This window comes from Nocardia sp. NPDC056611, assembly GCF_042792755.1.
GTDB lineage: Bacteria > Actinomycetota > Actinomycetes > Mycobacteriales > Mycobacteriaceae > Nocardia.
This window is the reverse complement of the sequence record NZ_JBHTVV010000001.1, coordinates 1692437-1706062: the sequence shown is the minus strand read 5'-3', so window position 1 is coordinate 1706062 and position 13626 is coordinate 1692437. Positions and strand designations below refer to the sequence as shown.

Below are 13626 nucleotides of genomic sequence, written 5' to 3'. Positions count from 1 at the left end.
CCCAATCTGACACAACACAGTGTGATGTGCAATACTCCGCTCATGCCGGGAGGAGACGACAACGCTGTGGATCGCGCGGACAAGTCCCCCGCTTCAGCGGGGAGCCCCGGGCTCGCCCAGATGCTCACCCGCCGCGCCGTGATCGATGCCGCCACGAAGATCTATCTGGACGGCGAAAGCTTGGATATGCGCGCCCTAGCCGGGGGCCTGGGCATCGGACGCTCCACGCTGTACCGACTGGTCGGCAATCGGGCAGATCTACTCGGGATCGTGCTGGCCGAAGCCACCGAACGTACATTTCGCCAGAGCCGCGACCAGGCGGCCAGTGCCGGCGGAGCGGATCTCATCCTCGAGGTCTTGAACCACTTCATGCACGCGGTTGCAATGGCGCCGCCATTGCAAGCACTGTGCGCACGCGAGCCGCTCCAATTCGTACAGCTCGCTCTAAACCCTGGGCGAATCGAGCAGACGGCTTCGCGGTTGATCGCCGAAATGCTGCAGTTCGAGGTCGACGCAGGCAACCTCGAACTGCCGCTTCCAGCCGCCACAGTCGGTGTCGCAATCGTGAGAATGTGCGACGCGCACCTCTACGCGCCTCTCCTCGGCCGGACCGAGCCAGAGATCGATACCGCACTCGAACTGGTCGCAGCCCTGCTAGGCCAGCCATGGAGCCCTCCACAAGTTAATTAGCACTTCCGGCCAGCGCGTAGCCGGAAGGTCAGAGCTGCACGCCTCGCGCGACCAGATCTGTGCGACGTCGGAGACCTGCAGTCCCAAGTCCTGACTCACCCTGCGCCTCGGGTGCCGCCTGACGATCGCGGGATCCTTGGCGATTCGGGCACATAGTGATGGGCTTCGGTCATTTTCGTGTTGTCGTGGGCGGTGAGGAAGTCAACCGACCCTGCCAGCGGCGATTGGAAGTACGCATTCATCCTGCGTCGATGCCAACTGTCGGTTACGTCGACGTTGGTTTTCACTGTGGCCACACTGCGCCTGCGCCCGAAACCGACCCGCCTTCCTGAAGTCGGTGGGCGAGTCGGCGGAGAGACGTGAACGGCGGCAGATCTCGAAGCCGCTCTACGTTCTGGTACGGACCTGTCTGGGAAGCCGAGTCAGATCTCGACCATCTGGTAGTCGCTCACATACCTGCTCAGGTTGCGCAGATGATCCGCAGAGTCGCCGAGGCTGTGCTCGATGGCGGTCAGCCGAGCCGTGTAATGCCCGACCGGATATTCGGCCGTCATGCCGATGCCTCCATGCATCTGGATAGCCTCCTGCCCAATATGCCGAGCAGACCGGCCAACCCGAACCTTCGCACGAGACGCAACGACCGGATCGGCGACACCGTCGGCCAGCGACATGGACGCATACATGCTCATCCCACGCGCCAACTCCAGCGACACATACATATCGGCCGCGCGATGCGTGAGAGTCTGGAAGGAGCGCAGCGGGACACCGAACTGTTTGCGCGTCTTCAGGTATTCGGTTGTAAGCCGCAGTGACTCCTCCATTGCGCCGACAGCCTCAGCACAGAGCGCGGCCTGAGCACCAGAGAGCGCCTCAGCCACGACTGCCGACGCGTCAGCGGGCTCACCGAGCAGTTCGCCTGTCACACCGTCGAATTCGACAGTCGCCCCGCGTAGACCGTCGTGGGTGACGTAGGTGGTGCGGCGCACACCCTTAGATGCGGGATCGACCAAGAACAGCCCTATCGGGGCGGCGGCACTCGACCCCACCTCGGCTCCGACAAGGCTTGCACCCCCAGTCTGCTGGACCGCATCCGTACGCAGCGCTGCGCTGACAATGAGCAGATCGGCGCAATCACCGTGCGGAACAGGGTGTTTGTGGCCGGTCAACACCCATCCTTCGTCGGTAGGAACAGCCTGGGTGATGATCTCGGCGGACGGCCAGCGTGCACCCGGCTCGCCGTGGGCGAAGGCGAGCCGCAGAGAGCCGTCCGCGATCTTGGGAAGCAGATCCTTGCGCTGTGCGTCCGTGCCGGCTTGGCCGATAATTCCGCCCGGCAGCAGCGCGCAATCAAGCAAGGGTTCGGGGGCCAGACGGCGGCCGAGCTCTGTGAGGACCAGCATTGACTCGATGGGGCCCGCACCCATCCCACCGTCTTCCTCGGTGAACGTCAGGCCCAGCAGACCGATTTCCGCGAAGGTGCGCCAGACCTGTGGGTCCCAGCCGAGCTCGGTTGCGACGACCTCGGCGCGACGCGCGGGAGTTGAGGCCCGATCGAGGACGCCACGGACGGTGTCGCGCAACATTTCCTGTTCGGGAGTCAGTTCGAAATCCATTGTGCTGCCTTACAGTCCGAGGATGGTGGAGGCGATGATGCCGCGTTGTACCTCGCTGGATCCGCCATAGATCGAGGTTTTGCGGTAGTTCAGGTAGTTCGCGGTCGAGCGGCGCGCCCAATCTGGGTCGTCGCCCTCACAGGGCAGCGATTCAGGACCCGCGATGTCCACTAGCAGTTCCGTCGTGGCCTGCTGGAGCTCTGTGCCGCGTAGTTTCAGAATGGACGACACGGGGTTGGGCTGGCCGTCCGCTGACCCGGCAGCTACACGTAGCTGCACTAGTTCCAGCGCAAGCAGCTCGTTCTCGAGTTCGGCAACCCGAGTGGCGAAGACCGGATCGTCGAGCAGGGTACCCCCACCCTGGCGGGTCTGCTTGGCGTACTCCTTGGCCAACCACAACCGGACTTTGGTCTGGCCGACAGCGGCGATGCCGGTGCGTTCGTTGCCGAGCAGGAACTTGGCGTAGGTCCAACCTCGATTCTCCTCGCCGACAAGGTTTTCCGCCGGGACGCGGACGTTTTCGAGGAATATCTCGTTGACCTCGAAACCGCCGTCGATGAGCTTGATCGGACGCACTGTCACACCGGGGGTGTCGAGCGGGAACAGCAGCATGGAGATGCCGACCTGCTTCTTGACCGCATTCGGGTCGGTGCGCACCAGGCAGAAGATCCAGTCCGCGTACTGGGCAAGCGTAGTCCAGGTCTTCTGACCGTTGACGATGTAATAGTCTCCGTCGCGCACCGCGGTCGTGCGCAGCGATGCCAAGTCGGAGCCTGCCTCAGGCTCGGAAAACCCCTGGCACCACCAGATATCGAGATTAGCTGTCGCGGGTAGGAATCGCTCCTGCATCTCGCGTGAACCGAACTGCGCGATGACGGGGCCGATCATCTTGGTGTTGAAGGTGAGCGGCTCAGGCACCGATGCCAGCTGCATCTCTTCATGCCAGATGTGACGCTGGATGGGTGTCCACTCACGACCACCCCATTCCACCGGCCAGTTCGGGACCGCCAAACCGTGGGCATTCAAAATCCGCTGTGCCGTGACGAAATCGTCCTTACTCAGCTCCTGCCCGTGTCGCGCGCGGTTCCGGATCTCGGAGGGGATCTCGGTGCGGTAGAACGCGCGCAGCTCGTCGCGGAAGGCGAGCTCGTCGTCGGTGAGTGCCAATTGCATGCGTGAATCTCCAATTCGGGGCCGCCAAGGATGCGCCGGAGTCGGCCGAGCTGCGGACCTCCATCAGTCGAATATGATACACAGACGCCTGTATGACTCAAATAGCAAGGAGCCGGCCAGTGAGCTACTCCACGTTGGAGGCCGAAGCGACTTCCAACCGGAGTTCGGTTCCCGCCCTGCCGCAGCTCCGACGCAGGTGGTGATGTCGGTGCCGTCGATGTAGATCGAGCCATTCTCCGGACGGAGCAGACCGATCAACGACTTCAGGAACACGGACTTACCGGTACCCGAAGGGCCGAGCAGAGCGCTTAGAGCTCCTATCGAGTTCGGTTGCTGAGTCGTCGCCAGCAGATGAGTGCTGCGGCGAGGTCGAGGAATCCGTGGTGGATGTCGGTGCGTCGCTCCCATCGGATGGCCAACCGCCGGTACTGGTGCAGAAGGGCGAAGGTCTGCTCGACGATCCAGCGGCCGGCGGTGACCTTGTCTCGGGTACCGCGGCGGGCGATATATCCGGTGATATGACGTTGCCGCAGTTCGGAATACACGCTGGGGTAGTCGTATCCCTTGTCCGCGATGAGGTTGGCGATCCGGCGACGGGGCTGGCCCGCACGCCCGCGCAGGGGCCGGACCCGATCGAGCAGCGTGGACAGCATCAGATGATCGTTGACGTTCGCCGCTGACAACGCGACGGCGAGCGGGAACCCGTTCGCGCAGGTCAGGATGTGGTGCTTGGAGCCGGTCTTGGCGCGGTCGACCGGGCTGGGACCTGTTGCGGGGCCCCCTTTTTCGCCCGCACGTGCGAGCCGTCGACCATGACCCGGTCGAAGTCGATCAGCCTGGCTGCATGGGCGCGGGCGAGCACAGCTTGATGGATCTCCTCGAACGCTCCTGCGGCTTGCCAGTCGCGTAACCTGCGCCAACAGGTCATCCCGGATCCGAACCCCAGTTCCTGGGGCAGATCTTCCCACCCGATCCCGGTGATCAGCACGAACAAGATCCCCTGCAGCACCAGGCGGGAGTCCATCTGTGGCGGGCCTGGTGTCCCGGCCGGTTTCACCGGCAGTAGCGGTTCGATTACCGCCCACAACTCGTCATCCACGATCCAGGGTGCTGCCACAACGAAACATCCTGCACTGCAACGCAACCCGACGCCAACTGACTGAACCTGTTAGGAGCTCTTACTTCCCCCGACCGCAGCGTCAGCGAGACATCCTGCCAAATACGCTGCGAACCAAATGATTTGCTTATGTTCTCGACAGAGACTTCGATTCCCATTACCTTGATTGCCTTTCAGCGCCTCGGGTCAGACGGGGGTGATATCGGAAATCAGCCACTTCGCACCGCTCTGGGTCATGGTGATCCGGACGCGGCTGCCGTCGAGCCGGGGCCCAGGCATCTTGGTACTGGTAGTGGTCTGATTGAGAAAGACCAGCAGCGTGACACGATCGGCGGCGGCCTCGACCACCGACGTTTCGACGACGTCGGCCTTGGTGACAATCGAATCCTGGTGCGCCGCAGGGATGATGATCGACGTTCCGAGGTGGGCGAAGTCGTCCTTGAATTTGCCGGTGAGATTGTCTGCAGCCTTGGGGAATTCGGTGTCTACGGTGTGAAAGTCGTAGGACAGCACCGCGGGCAATTTTGCCTTCGCGTCGGTTTCGGCGGCAGCTTCGGCCTTTCGGATCGCATCGTCGTGTCGGAGTTCGACCACGGCCACGGTCGTAGCGGTCACGGCGCCGGCCGACGCGACGGCCAGCGCGGCCGTTACCGCGACGAGCGGCACACGTCGCACCCGAGCAACTGCCATGAAGATTCGACGTGGGAAAACCAGGATTCTCATGCCACGAACTCCACATTCGATACAAGCCACTTCGACTCGATCTTGTCGAGGGTCATTTTCATTCGGTAGACGCGCAATTGCCCGCCGGGGGCTTCGGTGTTCTTCACGGTGGACGTGACCGCCGCCAGCACTGTGGCGTGGTGGTCGTCGGCACTCGCTATGCCCACTTCTTTGACCTCGCCGGTGGATTCGACCCGGCCTTGGCTCAGCACGGAGGCGAACGTTCCCGACACTTTGGAGAACTGGTCTCGAAAGGACCCGGTGGAATTCGCCGCGATGCTGTCCAAGTCACGTTGGGCAGTGTTGTGGTCTAGTGTGACGAGCTCGGCGGCGACCCTTCGCCCGGTATCGAGGACGGCGTGATCTCGCTCGGTGGCCGCCCTGTTCTCGTGAACGTCCAGGTTGAAGTGAGTCGCGCTGATCGCGACGCCGATCAGTAGTGCGCTCAGGATCAGGACCGCCGCCGCGAGTTTGGGATGCGTGGATCGCTCGGGCACAGGGGTCGATGGTTCGGCAGAGGTGGATTCCGGGGATTCCTCGCCATCGATGCCGCGATCAACGTCGGCGGCTGCTGTTACTTGATCAGTAGTGATTGCCATCCCTTGATTTCCTTTCCGGTGATGGTGGATGCGGGTCCGAGCAGATAGGTGAAGCCATCAGGACCTCGGAAGGTGCCGCTGGATTCGGCATATGGCACAGCGTCGGCGCTCGGTGTGGGCAAGGCGGGAACCGTTGTGGCGGAAGGAGTGGGAGACGGAAGCGGGGAGGGATCCACCGCGGGCTCGGACGCGCCCGGTCGGGCCAACATCTCGGGCCAGGTCGAGGGCAGCCCGCGCGGGCAGTGGGCGACTTCAGCGGTCCGTACGGTCGGGTCGGTGGCACAAGGAAGGTTTCGTGCTCCACGGACAACCTTCGGGTTGTCGGGGCGAATGTCGCAGTGTTGTCCAGGCACCGCCGGAACGGGTCCAGTGTCGGAGGGATCGCGGCGTTCGGTACCCTGATAGCCCTCGGTGCAGGGTGGCGGGTTCAGGGTGTCGCCGAGCTTGATATCCAGCGGCAATGGCAGCTGGGGGTCGGGATTGTCCTGGTAGCCCACGGCACTGTTGTTGACGACCGCGCTCAAGGCCGGGTAAACGACCAGGATCTGCCGGAGCTGCGGGATATTGACGCGCAGGACCTGTCCGACGGTTTGCAGATTGGCCAGTAGCAGCGGCAGCGTTGGGGTGAGCTCGGTGAAGGTGCCCGCCAGCGTGTCGGCGGCGCTGGGTCCCTGGACGAGCAGGTTCCGTATCTGCGCATCGCTGTGGACCAGCTGGTGGGTGAACGAAGCCAGATCGCGCGTGAACGAACGGATGTCGGATGCCGCGGCATTACCCGTGGTGAGCAGTGGTTCCGCGTCGTTGATCAGGGTCATGGTCGGTCCGAGATCAGCCTGTGCCAAATGGATCAGGGCCGCGGACGACTCGATCAGACCCGACAGGGCCGGCCCGGTGCCGTCGAGTGCGGTGGCGGTTTCGTCGACTGCCTTGTTCAGACTGTCGGTGTGGATGTTCGTGAGCAGGGTTTGCAGGTTGTCGAGGACTTGGCCGGTTGGCGCGGGCACCGACGTCTTGGCCCGCGGTATTCGGGAGCCGTCGTGAAGGTAGGGCCCGTTGCTGTCGGCCGGTATCAGATCGACGTACTGTTCGCCGACCGCTGACATGCTCTTGATCGCGGCGATGGCGGTTGCGGGAATCCTGTTGTCGGACTTGATCTGCAGTTGCGCCTCGGCTGCGTTGTCGCGCAAACCGATACCCGAGACGCGACCGACTTCGGAGCCGCGATAGGTGACCAGGGCGTTGGTGTACAGCCCGCTGGAATCACTGAATTCAACTGTGACCGTGTAGGTTCCGAAGCCGGTCAGACGCTGGATATCGACGTATTGAATGAGCCCGTAGACCAGGCTCACGATCGCCAGCACCGAGAAGACGATGAGCTGGCCTTTGATCAGACGTGATTTCATCAACGGCCTCCGGCGGCGGGCTGGGTCGGCGCGGTCAGTGGATCGACCGCGCGATCGGGTCCCGAGGGCAGCAGGTCCGGGAAGGGGATGCTGCCGATGACCTTGTTCTGGATGGCCTCGGCGCTCAGATCCAAGGTCAGAAACAAATTGAGATAGTCGCCGCGAATGCCGTCGACGGCCGTGACGGGAAAAGGCACGCTGAGCGCCACCAGCAGGGATTCGGGCAGATCTTTGCCCGAGGCGGCGAGCTGGTTGAGAACCGGCTGCAGATTGGTCAGGTCGGCGGTGAGGTTTTCCTTGCTGCCGCGCAGGATCTGTGCAGCCTGAGCACCGAAGCGGCCGACGCTGTCGAGCATGGTGGTCAACTGTCGGCGTTGTTCGTCGAGGATGCGGATCGCGGGCTGGATCTGTTCGATGCCATTGCCGAGGGCGATGTTCTGGTCGGCCAGCGCTTGGGCCAGCGTGCCGAGGCTGTCGATGGCGCGAACGATGTCGGCGCGTTGGCTGTCCAGGCCTCCGACGAAAGTCTGGATACGGCCGATCGCGCTGTTGACAACGTCTTCGCGCCCCCCGACGGCCTGATTGAGCTCGCTCATGATGGTGCGCACCTGCTGCAGGCCACTGCCATTGAGTAGCAGCGAGAGCGCGGCGAGCACCTCCTCGGTCGCCGGGTATTCCGAGCTCGCCGACAACGCGATGGTGTCCCCGCCGCGCAGTCGGCCGCTCGCGGGCGTGTTCTTCGGAGTGGTCAGTTCCAGATACTGCGCACCGAGCACGCTGGTCTGCGCGAGCTGGGCGATCGTGTTCTTCGGCAGCGACACGGCATTGTCGATTTCCAGTGTCGCGATGGCGATGTAGTTGTGTACCTCGATCCGACGCAGGACGCCGACAGTGACGTTGTCGGCCTTGACGATCGAGTTGCCGACAAGATTCTGCGCGTCCCTCAGCTCGACGTGCAAGGTGTAGCTGCCATGATTAATTGCGTTGTCCGGCAACGGAATAGAGTTGGGACCGTCCATCCGGCAACCGGCCGCCAGGGCGCATGCGAGCAGAACGGTGGTGAGTGCGGTGATACGGCGGGCCCGGTTCATCGACCGACCCCCAATCCGGGAATGAGCAACTCCGGCAACGCCAGCGGTGGTGGGCTCGACGGTTTGGGCTGGGCGGCGCGCAGTGCGGAGGCGAACAGGTCGCCGAAGTTCTGATTGGCGCGCGAGCATTCTTCCTGGGGCGCGTTGACGGTGGTCAGCAGTCCGCAGATGAACGACATCGGATCCGGGAAGTCGGCGACGCTGACCGCGGCGGTCAGTGTGCGCGACCGTGGGTCGTAGATGTTGTATAGATCGCCCAATGCGGTTGGGGCGACGTGCAGGATTTGCGCGAGGTCATCCTGGCGGTCGACCAGCAGGCGCGAAATTCGAGTCAATGCGCCCACGTCGCGAGCCAGCGCGGCGTGATTGTCGTTCACAAAGGTGCGGATCTCCGGCAGCATCGCCTGCAGGGCCTGGACGGCGGCGTCGAGTTGGGTGCGGTTATCGTCGAGCAACCGTGACAAGCCCGCCAGTTGGCCGGTGAACTGGGTGATCTGCCGCTCGCCGGCGGCCAGGGCCGATACCAGCGTTTGCAGGTTGCGCACAGTGGTGAACAGATCGGGTCCGCCTTGCGCGAGGGTCTGCACGGCGGCCGACAGGTTGGTCAATGTTTGTTTCAGGGTGGCGCCGTTCCCGGACAGCGTGGCGGAGGCGGCATTGGCCAGTCGGCTCAATGACCCGTCTCGACCCTGCTGCGGTCCGATTTCGGTGGCGAGTTCATCGAGTTGCTTTTTGACCTGGTCGTATTCGACCGGTACCGCGGTTCTTTCCAGCGGGATCTCCGCGCCCTCGGCGAGCGTGGACTGTGTGCCGGAATCCGTCGTCAGCTGTACATAACGCCCCGAAACGAGGGTCGGTGCCACGATCACCGCGCGGGTGTCGGTGGGCACGAAAGTGGCTGCGTCATAGGACATTCTGACGCGGACCCGGTCGCCGATCGGTTCGATGCCGTCGACGTTGCCGATCTGTACCCCTCGGACCGTCACCGGGTCGCCGGTATAGAGGCCGGTGCTGTTGGTGAAATATGCGGTGACGTGGTGGGTGTTGCCTCGCCCGATGATCGCGACAGCGGCGGTGACCACGGTGGCCGCGGCAACGCCGACGGCTAGGACGCGGCCCGGCAACGGTATTCGCCGGAGCGTGGTCGAAATGGTTGTGCGCATTTACTTTCCGCCTCCGATGCTGCCCGGCGCCTGTCCGCGCAAGTTGGCCGGTGTGATGTTCTGCAGCAGGACGTTGAAGAACGGTCCGCTGCCGACCACCTCTCCCAGCTGCGTGATGAACGGCCGCAGGCCGGTGATCGCGTCGTTGATATTGGCGTAGTTCTGGTTCAGCACCCCCAGGGTCTTGTCCAGCTCGGCGAGCATCGGCGGCGTGCCGGCGGTGTTCTCCGTTGTCAGGGCCCGCAGCTGGTTGCTGACATTGCGGACGTCGACCAACAGGGCGCGGAGGGTGTCGGCCCGGTCGTTGAGCGCGGCGAACAACGTTCCACCGTCGCTGATGAGTGCGGTGATCTTCTGGTCGCGCTCAGCGAGCAGACCCGACACCGCACTGGTGTTGCCGAGCAGGTCCTGCACGGCCTGGTCGCGGGAGGCGACCGTAGCTGAAGCCCGGGAGATTCCGTCCAGCGAGGACTTCAGGTTCGGTGGGAGCGCCTCCATGACCGAGGAGAGGCTGTCGAGCGCGTCGGACAGTTTCTTCTTGTCGGTACCCGCGACCTTGTCGGTGAGTTGGGACAGTGAATCGGTGATGTCGAATCCCGACGTGGTCCGCGACACCGGAATCGTCTTGCCGAGGCTGCCCGCGCCGTCGGGATGCAATTCGACGAAGCGACGTCCGAGTACGGTCTCGACCTTGATCGCGGCGCTGCTTCGGTCGCCGAGATGACGTCCACGGGTGTCGACCTTCAACGCGACATCGACGTGATCACCGGACAGGCGGATGGCATCGACCTTGCCTACCGTGATGCCGCTGATCTGCACGGTATCTCCCGGTTGCAGTCCGCTGGCATCGGTGAATTGCGCTGTATAGGTTGTCATTCCGGGCCAGCCCGGAATCTTGTCGTAGTTGAAAACCAGCACGAGTAGCGCCGCGATGATCGCCGTGCCGATCCAGCCCATGCGGGCCGGGTCCCGATCGAAGAAGGACTTCACTGTCACTTGCACCTTTCGGCCGGCACGGTGAACATCGGCGTGGTCGCGTAACCGCCGCCGATCGACGGGTATCGAATCGCCAAACCGCACAGGAAGAAGTTCACGAAGCTGCCGTAACCACTGGCCCGGGCGCCGCGTCGGTAGACCTCTGGCAGTTTCGCCAGCACGAGTTGCAGGGTGTCGGTGCTAGCATTGAGATCCGCTGCGGTGCGTTGCAGTCCGTCGATATCGGCGGCGATGGCGGGCCGGTTGTCGCTCAGTATCGCTGTGGTCTGCGCCGAGACGTCGTCTATGCGCTGCAGCGCGTCGGTCAGGGTACCGCGATCGCTGTTCAGCCCGGTGACCAGTTCCTGCAATCCGTCGACAAGTCCGCCGAATTGCTTGTCGCGGCCGGTGATCGTCTTCAGCACGAGGTTGAGGTTGTCGATCAGCCTGCCGATGACCTCGTCTCGGTCGGCGACCGAACTACCCAGTGCGCCAAGCTGTTCGACGATGGACGCGACGCTCTGCTCGCGCCCGTTCAGCACCTCCACCAGCGAGCCCGCGAGCTTGTTGGTTTCGTCGGGATCTAGCCCCTGCAGCAGGGGACGGAAACCGTTGACGAGCGCGTCGAGGTCCAACGCGGGGTGGGTCCGGGTCTGCGGAATCGTGTCGCCGGCAGGCAGGATTCCGGACGAGTCCGGTTGCACGGTGAGTTCGAGATAGCGGTCGCCGATGAGGTTCTTGTATTTGATTGCCGCCGTTGCCGAACGCAGGATGTCGACCGTGTCCTCGACGGTGAAGTCGACGCTGGTCAGGCCGTCGGCCGCGAAGTCGACACTGTCGACCTTGCCGACGACGACGCCCGCAACCTTCACCTCTTCACCCGGCTTGATTCCAGATGCGTTGGTGAACAAGGCGTGGTAGCCGCGCTGGCTGCCGAATCGCAGATCACCGACGACGACGAACAGCGCCGCGGTGATGAGCGAGGTGACGGTCAGGAAGGCCAGCAATTTCAGACCGTCCCGGCGGGCGCTCATCGGGTGAGTCCGTAGATCAGAGCGGCGAACGGGTTGCCGAGCACGTCGAGCGGCTCACGGACCGGACGATAAGCATGGGAGCCATCACCGAAGTCGATGTGTCCCGGGGCGGGGCCGCCGGAGCCATTCGCATAGGGGTAGCAGGTCGGCGCCCCTGCGGCGCCGTTGACCGGAACGTCGTCGGGATAGGCGTAGGGCGGGTTGCCCAGCAGCAGGGTTCCGACGATATTGAGTCCCGGTCGGCCGCCCAGCGCCCGCTCCAGAACCCGGCGAGACTTGTTCAGACTGGCGAAGAAGCACGGAAGGCTCGGTGCCTGGTCGGCCAGTAGCCGCGTCGTCGGTTCCAGGGCGTCGAGAGCGCTGATCAAAGGGGTACCTGCCTTGTCCACAAGGGCGGATCCGGCGTTTCCGAAACCGGTGAAGCTGAGCAGAAAGGCGCTCAGATGCGTTTGCTCGTCCACGACGGTCCGGCTGGTCGTGGACAGGTTCGTCACCATCGCCATCAGGTCCGGAGTCGCGGCCGCCAAGGTGTCGAGATTGTCGGCCAGCAGTGGGATATCGCGTTGCAGGGTGGGGATGGCGTTGTTGAACTGACCCAGGTATCGATCCAGATCCGCGAGCAGGTCACCGGCCCGTTTGCCGTGGCTGTCCAGTGCGGTGGCGGCGGCGGTCAGGGTGGAGTTGACCTTTTGCGGGTCAACAACTTTCAAGATCGCGAGCAGGGTGTTGAGGGTGTCGTTGATTTCTACCGTGACGGTGGCCGAATCGATCACCGTTCCCTCGCTCAGTTGCGTCGGCGCAGGCTGTTGCGGCCAGATCAACGACACGAATTTGCGTCCGAACAGGGTGGTCGGTTCGAGGTGGGCGCCGACGTTGCTGGGGATCTTGCCGGCCTGTTCGGGGGTCAGGTCCAGCGTCAACACCGCGCGATCGTCGGCCAGCCGCACGGTTGCGACCCGCCCGACGACGACGCCGTCGACCTTGACATCGGATCCTTCGGCCATCAGCAGCCCTGCGCGGTCGGCGTGCACGTAGACATGGACCGAGCGGGTGAAGCTGCCCTTATAGGAGGCGAGGGCTCCCACCACGGCGAGGATGGTCAGGGCGATGGCGGCGACACCGAAAACGAGTGCCGTGCGGCGGTTGGTTGTCGTGATCATCCCGACACCCGCACGGTCGAGTGGACGCCGCCGTAGATCGCGATGCCGACGAGCAGGTCGATCATCATGATGGCGATCAACGAGGTGCGCACGGCGCGGCCGACCGCGGTGCCCACTCCGGCCGGACCCCCGGTGGCGTTGTATCCGTGGTAGCAATGCACGCACATCACGACCGCGGCCATGACCGCGACCTTCAGCAGCGACCACAGCACGTCGCCGGGAACCAGGAACAGGTTGAAGTAGTGGTGGTATGTGCCTGAAGACTGGTTCGAAAGGAAGACGCTGACGAACTCGGTGGATGCGTACCCCATGAACAGCGCGATCGCATACAAGGGGCCGACAGCGATGAGCCCGGCCAGGATCCTGGTGGTGACCAGGTAGGGCAGCGCGGGTATCGACATCACTTCCAGCGCGTCGATCTCCTCACTGACCCGCATGGCACCGAGCTGAGCCGTGAATCCCGCACCCACGGTGGCGGTCAGCGCGACGCCCGCGATGACGGGTATCGCCTCCCGGGTGTTGAAGAACGCCGAGATGAACCCGGACATCGCCTCGACCCCGACCCTGCCCAGCGAGCTGGTGCCCTGCTGGCCCACTTCGTAACCCGCTGCGGCAGTGAGGAATCCGACGATCACGACGGTCCCGCCGATCACCGCCAGCGCACCCGTACCGAGGCTGACCTCGGCGATCAAACGCAACACCTCGGATCGATACCGTTTGAGCACCCGAGGGGCAGCGGCAACACCGGTGAGGTGGAAAGCGATTTGGTTTCCGACATCGGCAACACGGTTGGCGGGCGCGGCGGCGGTCTTCGCCGCGGTGCGTGCCCAGGACTTGCGGCTCAGGGATTCCGAGATGTCGTAGGACGTTGAGGATTTCATCGAA

Annotated in this window: 13 protein-coding genes and 1 pseudogene; 1 reads left to right on the top strand and 13 read right to left on the bottom strand. The window is 63.7% G+C overall.

The genetic code is table 11. The annotated features are described in order from the left end of the window. The first annotated feature begins 66 nt into the window (after nt 1-66). Entirely contained in the window at nt 67-690 is a 624-nt protein-coding gene (locus tag ACFRAQ_RS07825; RefSeq protein ID WP_379095498.1) for a QsdR family transcriptional regulator, read from the top strand. Nucleotides 691-1112: 422 nt separating this feature from the next. Here ACFRAQ_RS07825 and ACFRAQ_RS07820 read toward each other — a convergent pair whose 3' ends face one another. The 13 genes and pseudogenes from ACFRAQ_RS07820 to ACFRAQ_RS07760 all read right to left on the bottom strand — a co-directional run bounded on the left by ACFRAQ_RS07820 (nt 1113) and on the right by ACFRAQ_RS07760 (nt 13622). Then, nucleotides 1113-2303 carry an acyl-CoA dehydrogenase family protein gene (locus ACFRAQ_RS07820; RefSeq protein ID WP_379095495.1) on the bottom strand — a complete coding sequence of 397 codons (1191 nt, stop codon included), beginning with the start codon at nt 2301-2303 and terminating at the stop codon, nt 1113-1115. Between the two features lie 9 nt (nt 2304-2312). Continuing rightward, entirely contained in the window at nt 2313-3476 is a 1164-nt protein-coding gene (locus tag ACFRAQ_RS07815; protein WP_379095493.1) for an acyl-CoA dehydrogenase family protein, read from the bottom strand. Nucleotides 3477-3668: 192 nt separating this feature from the next. Then, nucleotides 3669-3794 (bottom strand): annotated as a pseudogene (locus ACFRAQ_RS07810) (ATP-binding cassette domain-containing protein); the annotation flags it as partial. Then, nucleotides 3794-4593, bottom strand: a protein-coding gene (locus ACFRAQ_RS07805) for an IS5 family transposase (protein ID WP_379095490.1) whose coding sequence is annotated in 2 segments (ribosomal slippage) — nt 3794-4263 and nt 4263-4593 — 801 coding nt in all. Because the reading frame shifts where the segments join, the coding sequence is not laid out codon by codon here. The pseudogene ACFRAQ_RS07810 and the gene ACFRAQ_RS07805, both read right to left, overlap by 1 nt. Before the next feature lie 186 nt (nt 4594-4779). After that, the gene (locus ACFRAQ_RS07800) at nt 4780-5316 is read right to left on the bottom strand and encodes a hypothetical protein (RefSeq protein ID WP_379095487.1); all 537 of its coding nucleotides are present in this window, start codon (nt 5314-5316) and stop codon (nt 4780-4782) included. Beyond that, nucleotides 5313-5915: a hypothetical protein gene (locus ACFRAQ_RS07795; RefSeq protein WP_379095484.1), complete on the bottom strand. Its 603-nt coding sequence runs from the start codon at nt 5913-5915 to the stop codon at nt 5313-5315. The genes ACFRAQ_RS07800 and ACFRAQ_RS07795 overlap by 4 nt, the downstream gene beginning before the upstream one ends. Then, nucleotides 5891-7318, bottom strand: a complete 1428-nt coding sequence (locus ACFRAQ_RS07790; RefSeq protein ID WP_379095482.1) for an MCE family protein — start codon at nt 7316-7318, stop codon at nt 5891-5893. Before ACFRAQ_RS07790 ends, ACFRAQ_RS07795 begins: the two co-directional genes overlap by 25 nt. Then, a complete protein-coding gene (locus ACFRAQ_RS07785) occupies nt 7318-8409 on the bottom strand; it encodes an MCE family protein (RefSeq protein ID WP_379095479.1) in 1092 nt (363 codons plus the stop codon). The genes ACFRAQ_RS07790 and ACFRAQ_RS07785 overlap by 1 nt, the downstream gene beginning before the upstream one ends. Then, nucleotides 8406-9572, bottom strand: coding sequence for an MCE family protein (locus tag ACFRAQ_RS07780; RefSeq protein WP_379095477.1), 1167 nt, complete (start codon nt 9570-9572; stop codon nt 8406-8408). Before ACFRAQ_RS07780 ends, ACFRAQ_RS07785 begins: the two co-directional genes overlap by 4 nt. Then, complete coding sequence (locus ACFRAQ_RS07775) at nt 9573-10568, bottom strand: MCE family protein (RefSeq protein ID WP_379095474.1); 996 nt, start codon at nt 10566-10568, stop codon at nt 9573-9575. It abuts the gene before it with no gap. Then, nucleotides 10565-11581, bottom strand: a complete 1017-nt coding sequence (locus ACFRAQ_RS07770; protein ID WP_379095471.1) for an MCE family protein — start codon at nt 11579-11581, stop codon at nt 10565-10567. The genes ACFRAQ_RS07775 and ACFRAQ_RS07770 overlap by 4 nt, the downstream gene beginning before the upstream one ends. Continuing rightward, nucleotides 11578-12741, bottom strand: coding sequence for an MCE family protein (locus tag ACFRAQ_RS07765; protein WP_379095468.1), 1164 nt, complete (start codon nt 12739-12741; stop codon nt 11578-11580). The genes ACFRAQ_RS07770 and ACFRAQ_RS07765 overlap by 4 nt, the downstream gene beginning before the upstream one ends. Further along, on the bottom strand, nt 12738-13622 hold the full coding sequence (locus ACFRAQ_RS07760; RefSeq protein ID WP_379095465.1) for an ABC transporter permease: 885 nt from the start codon (nt 13620-13622) through the stop codon (nt 12738-12740). Before ACFRAQ_RS07760 ends, ACFRAQ_RS07765 begins: the two co-directional genes overlap by 4 nt. Nucleotides 13623-13626: the final 4 nt, after the last annotated feature.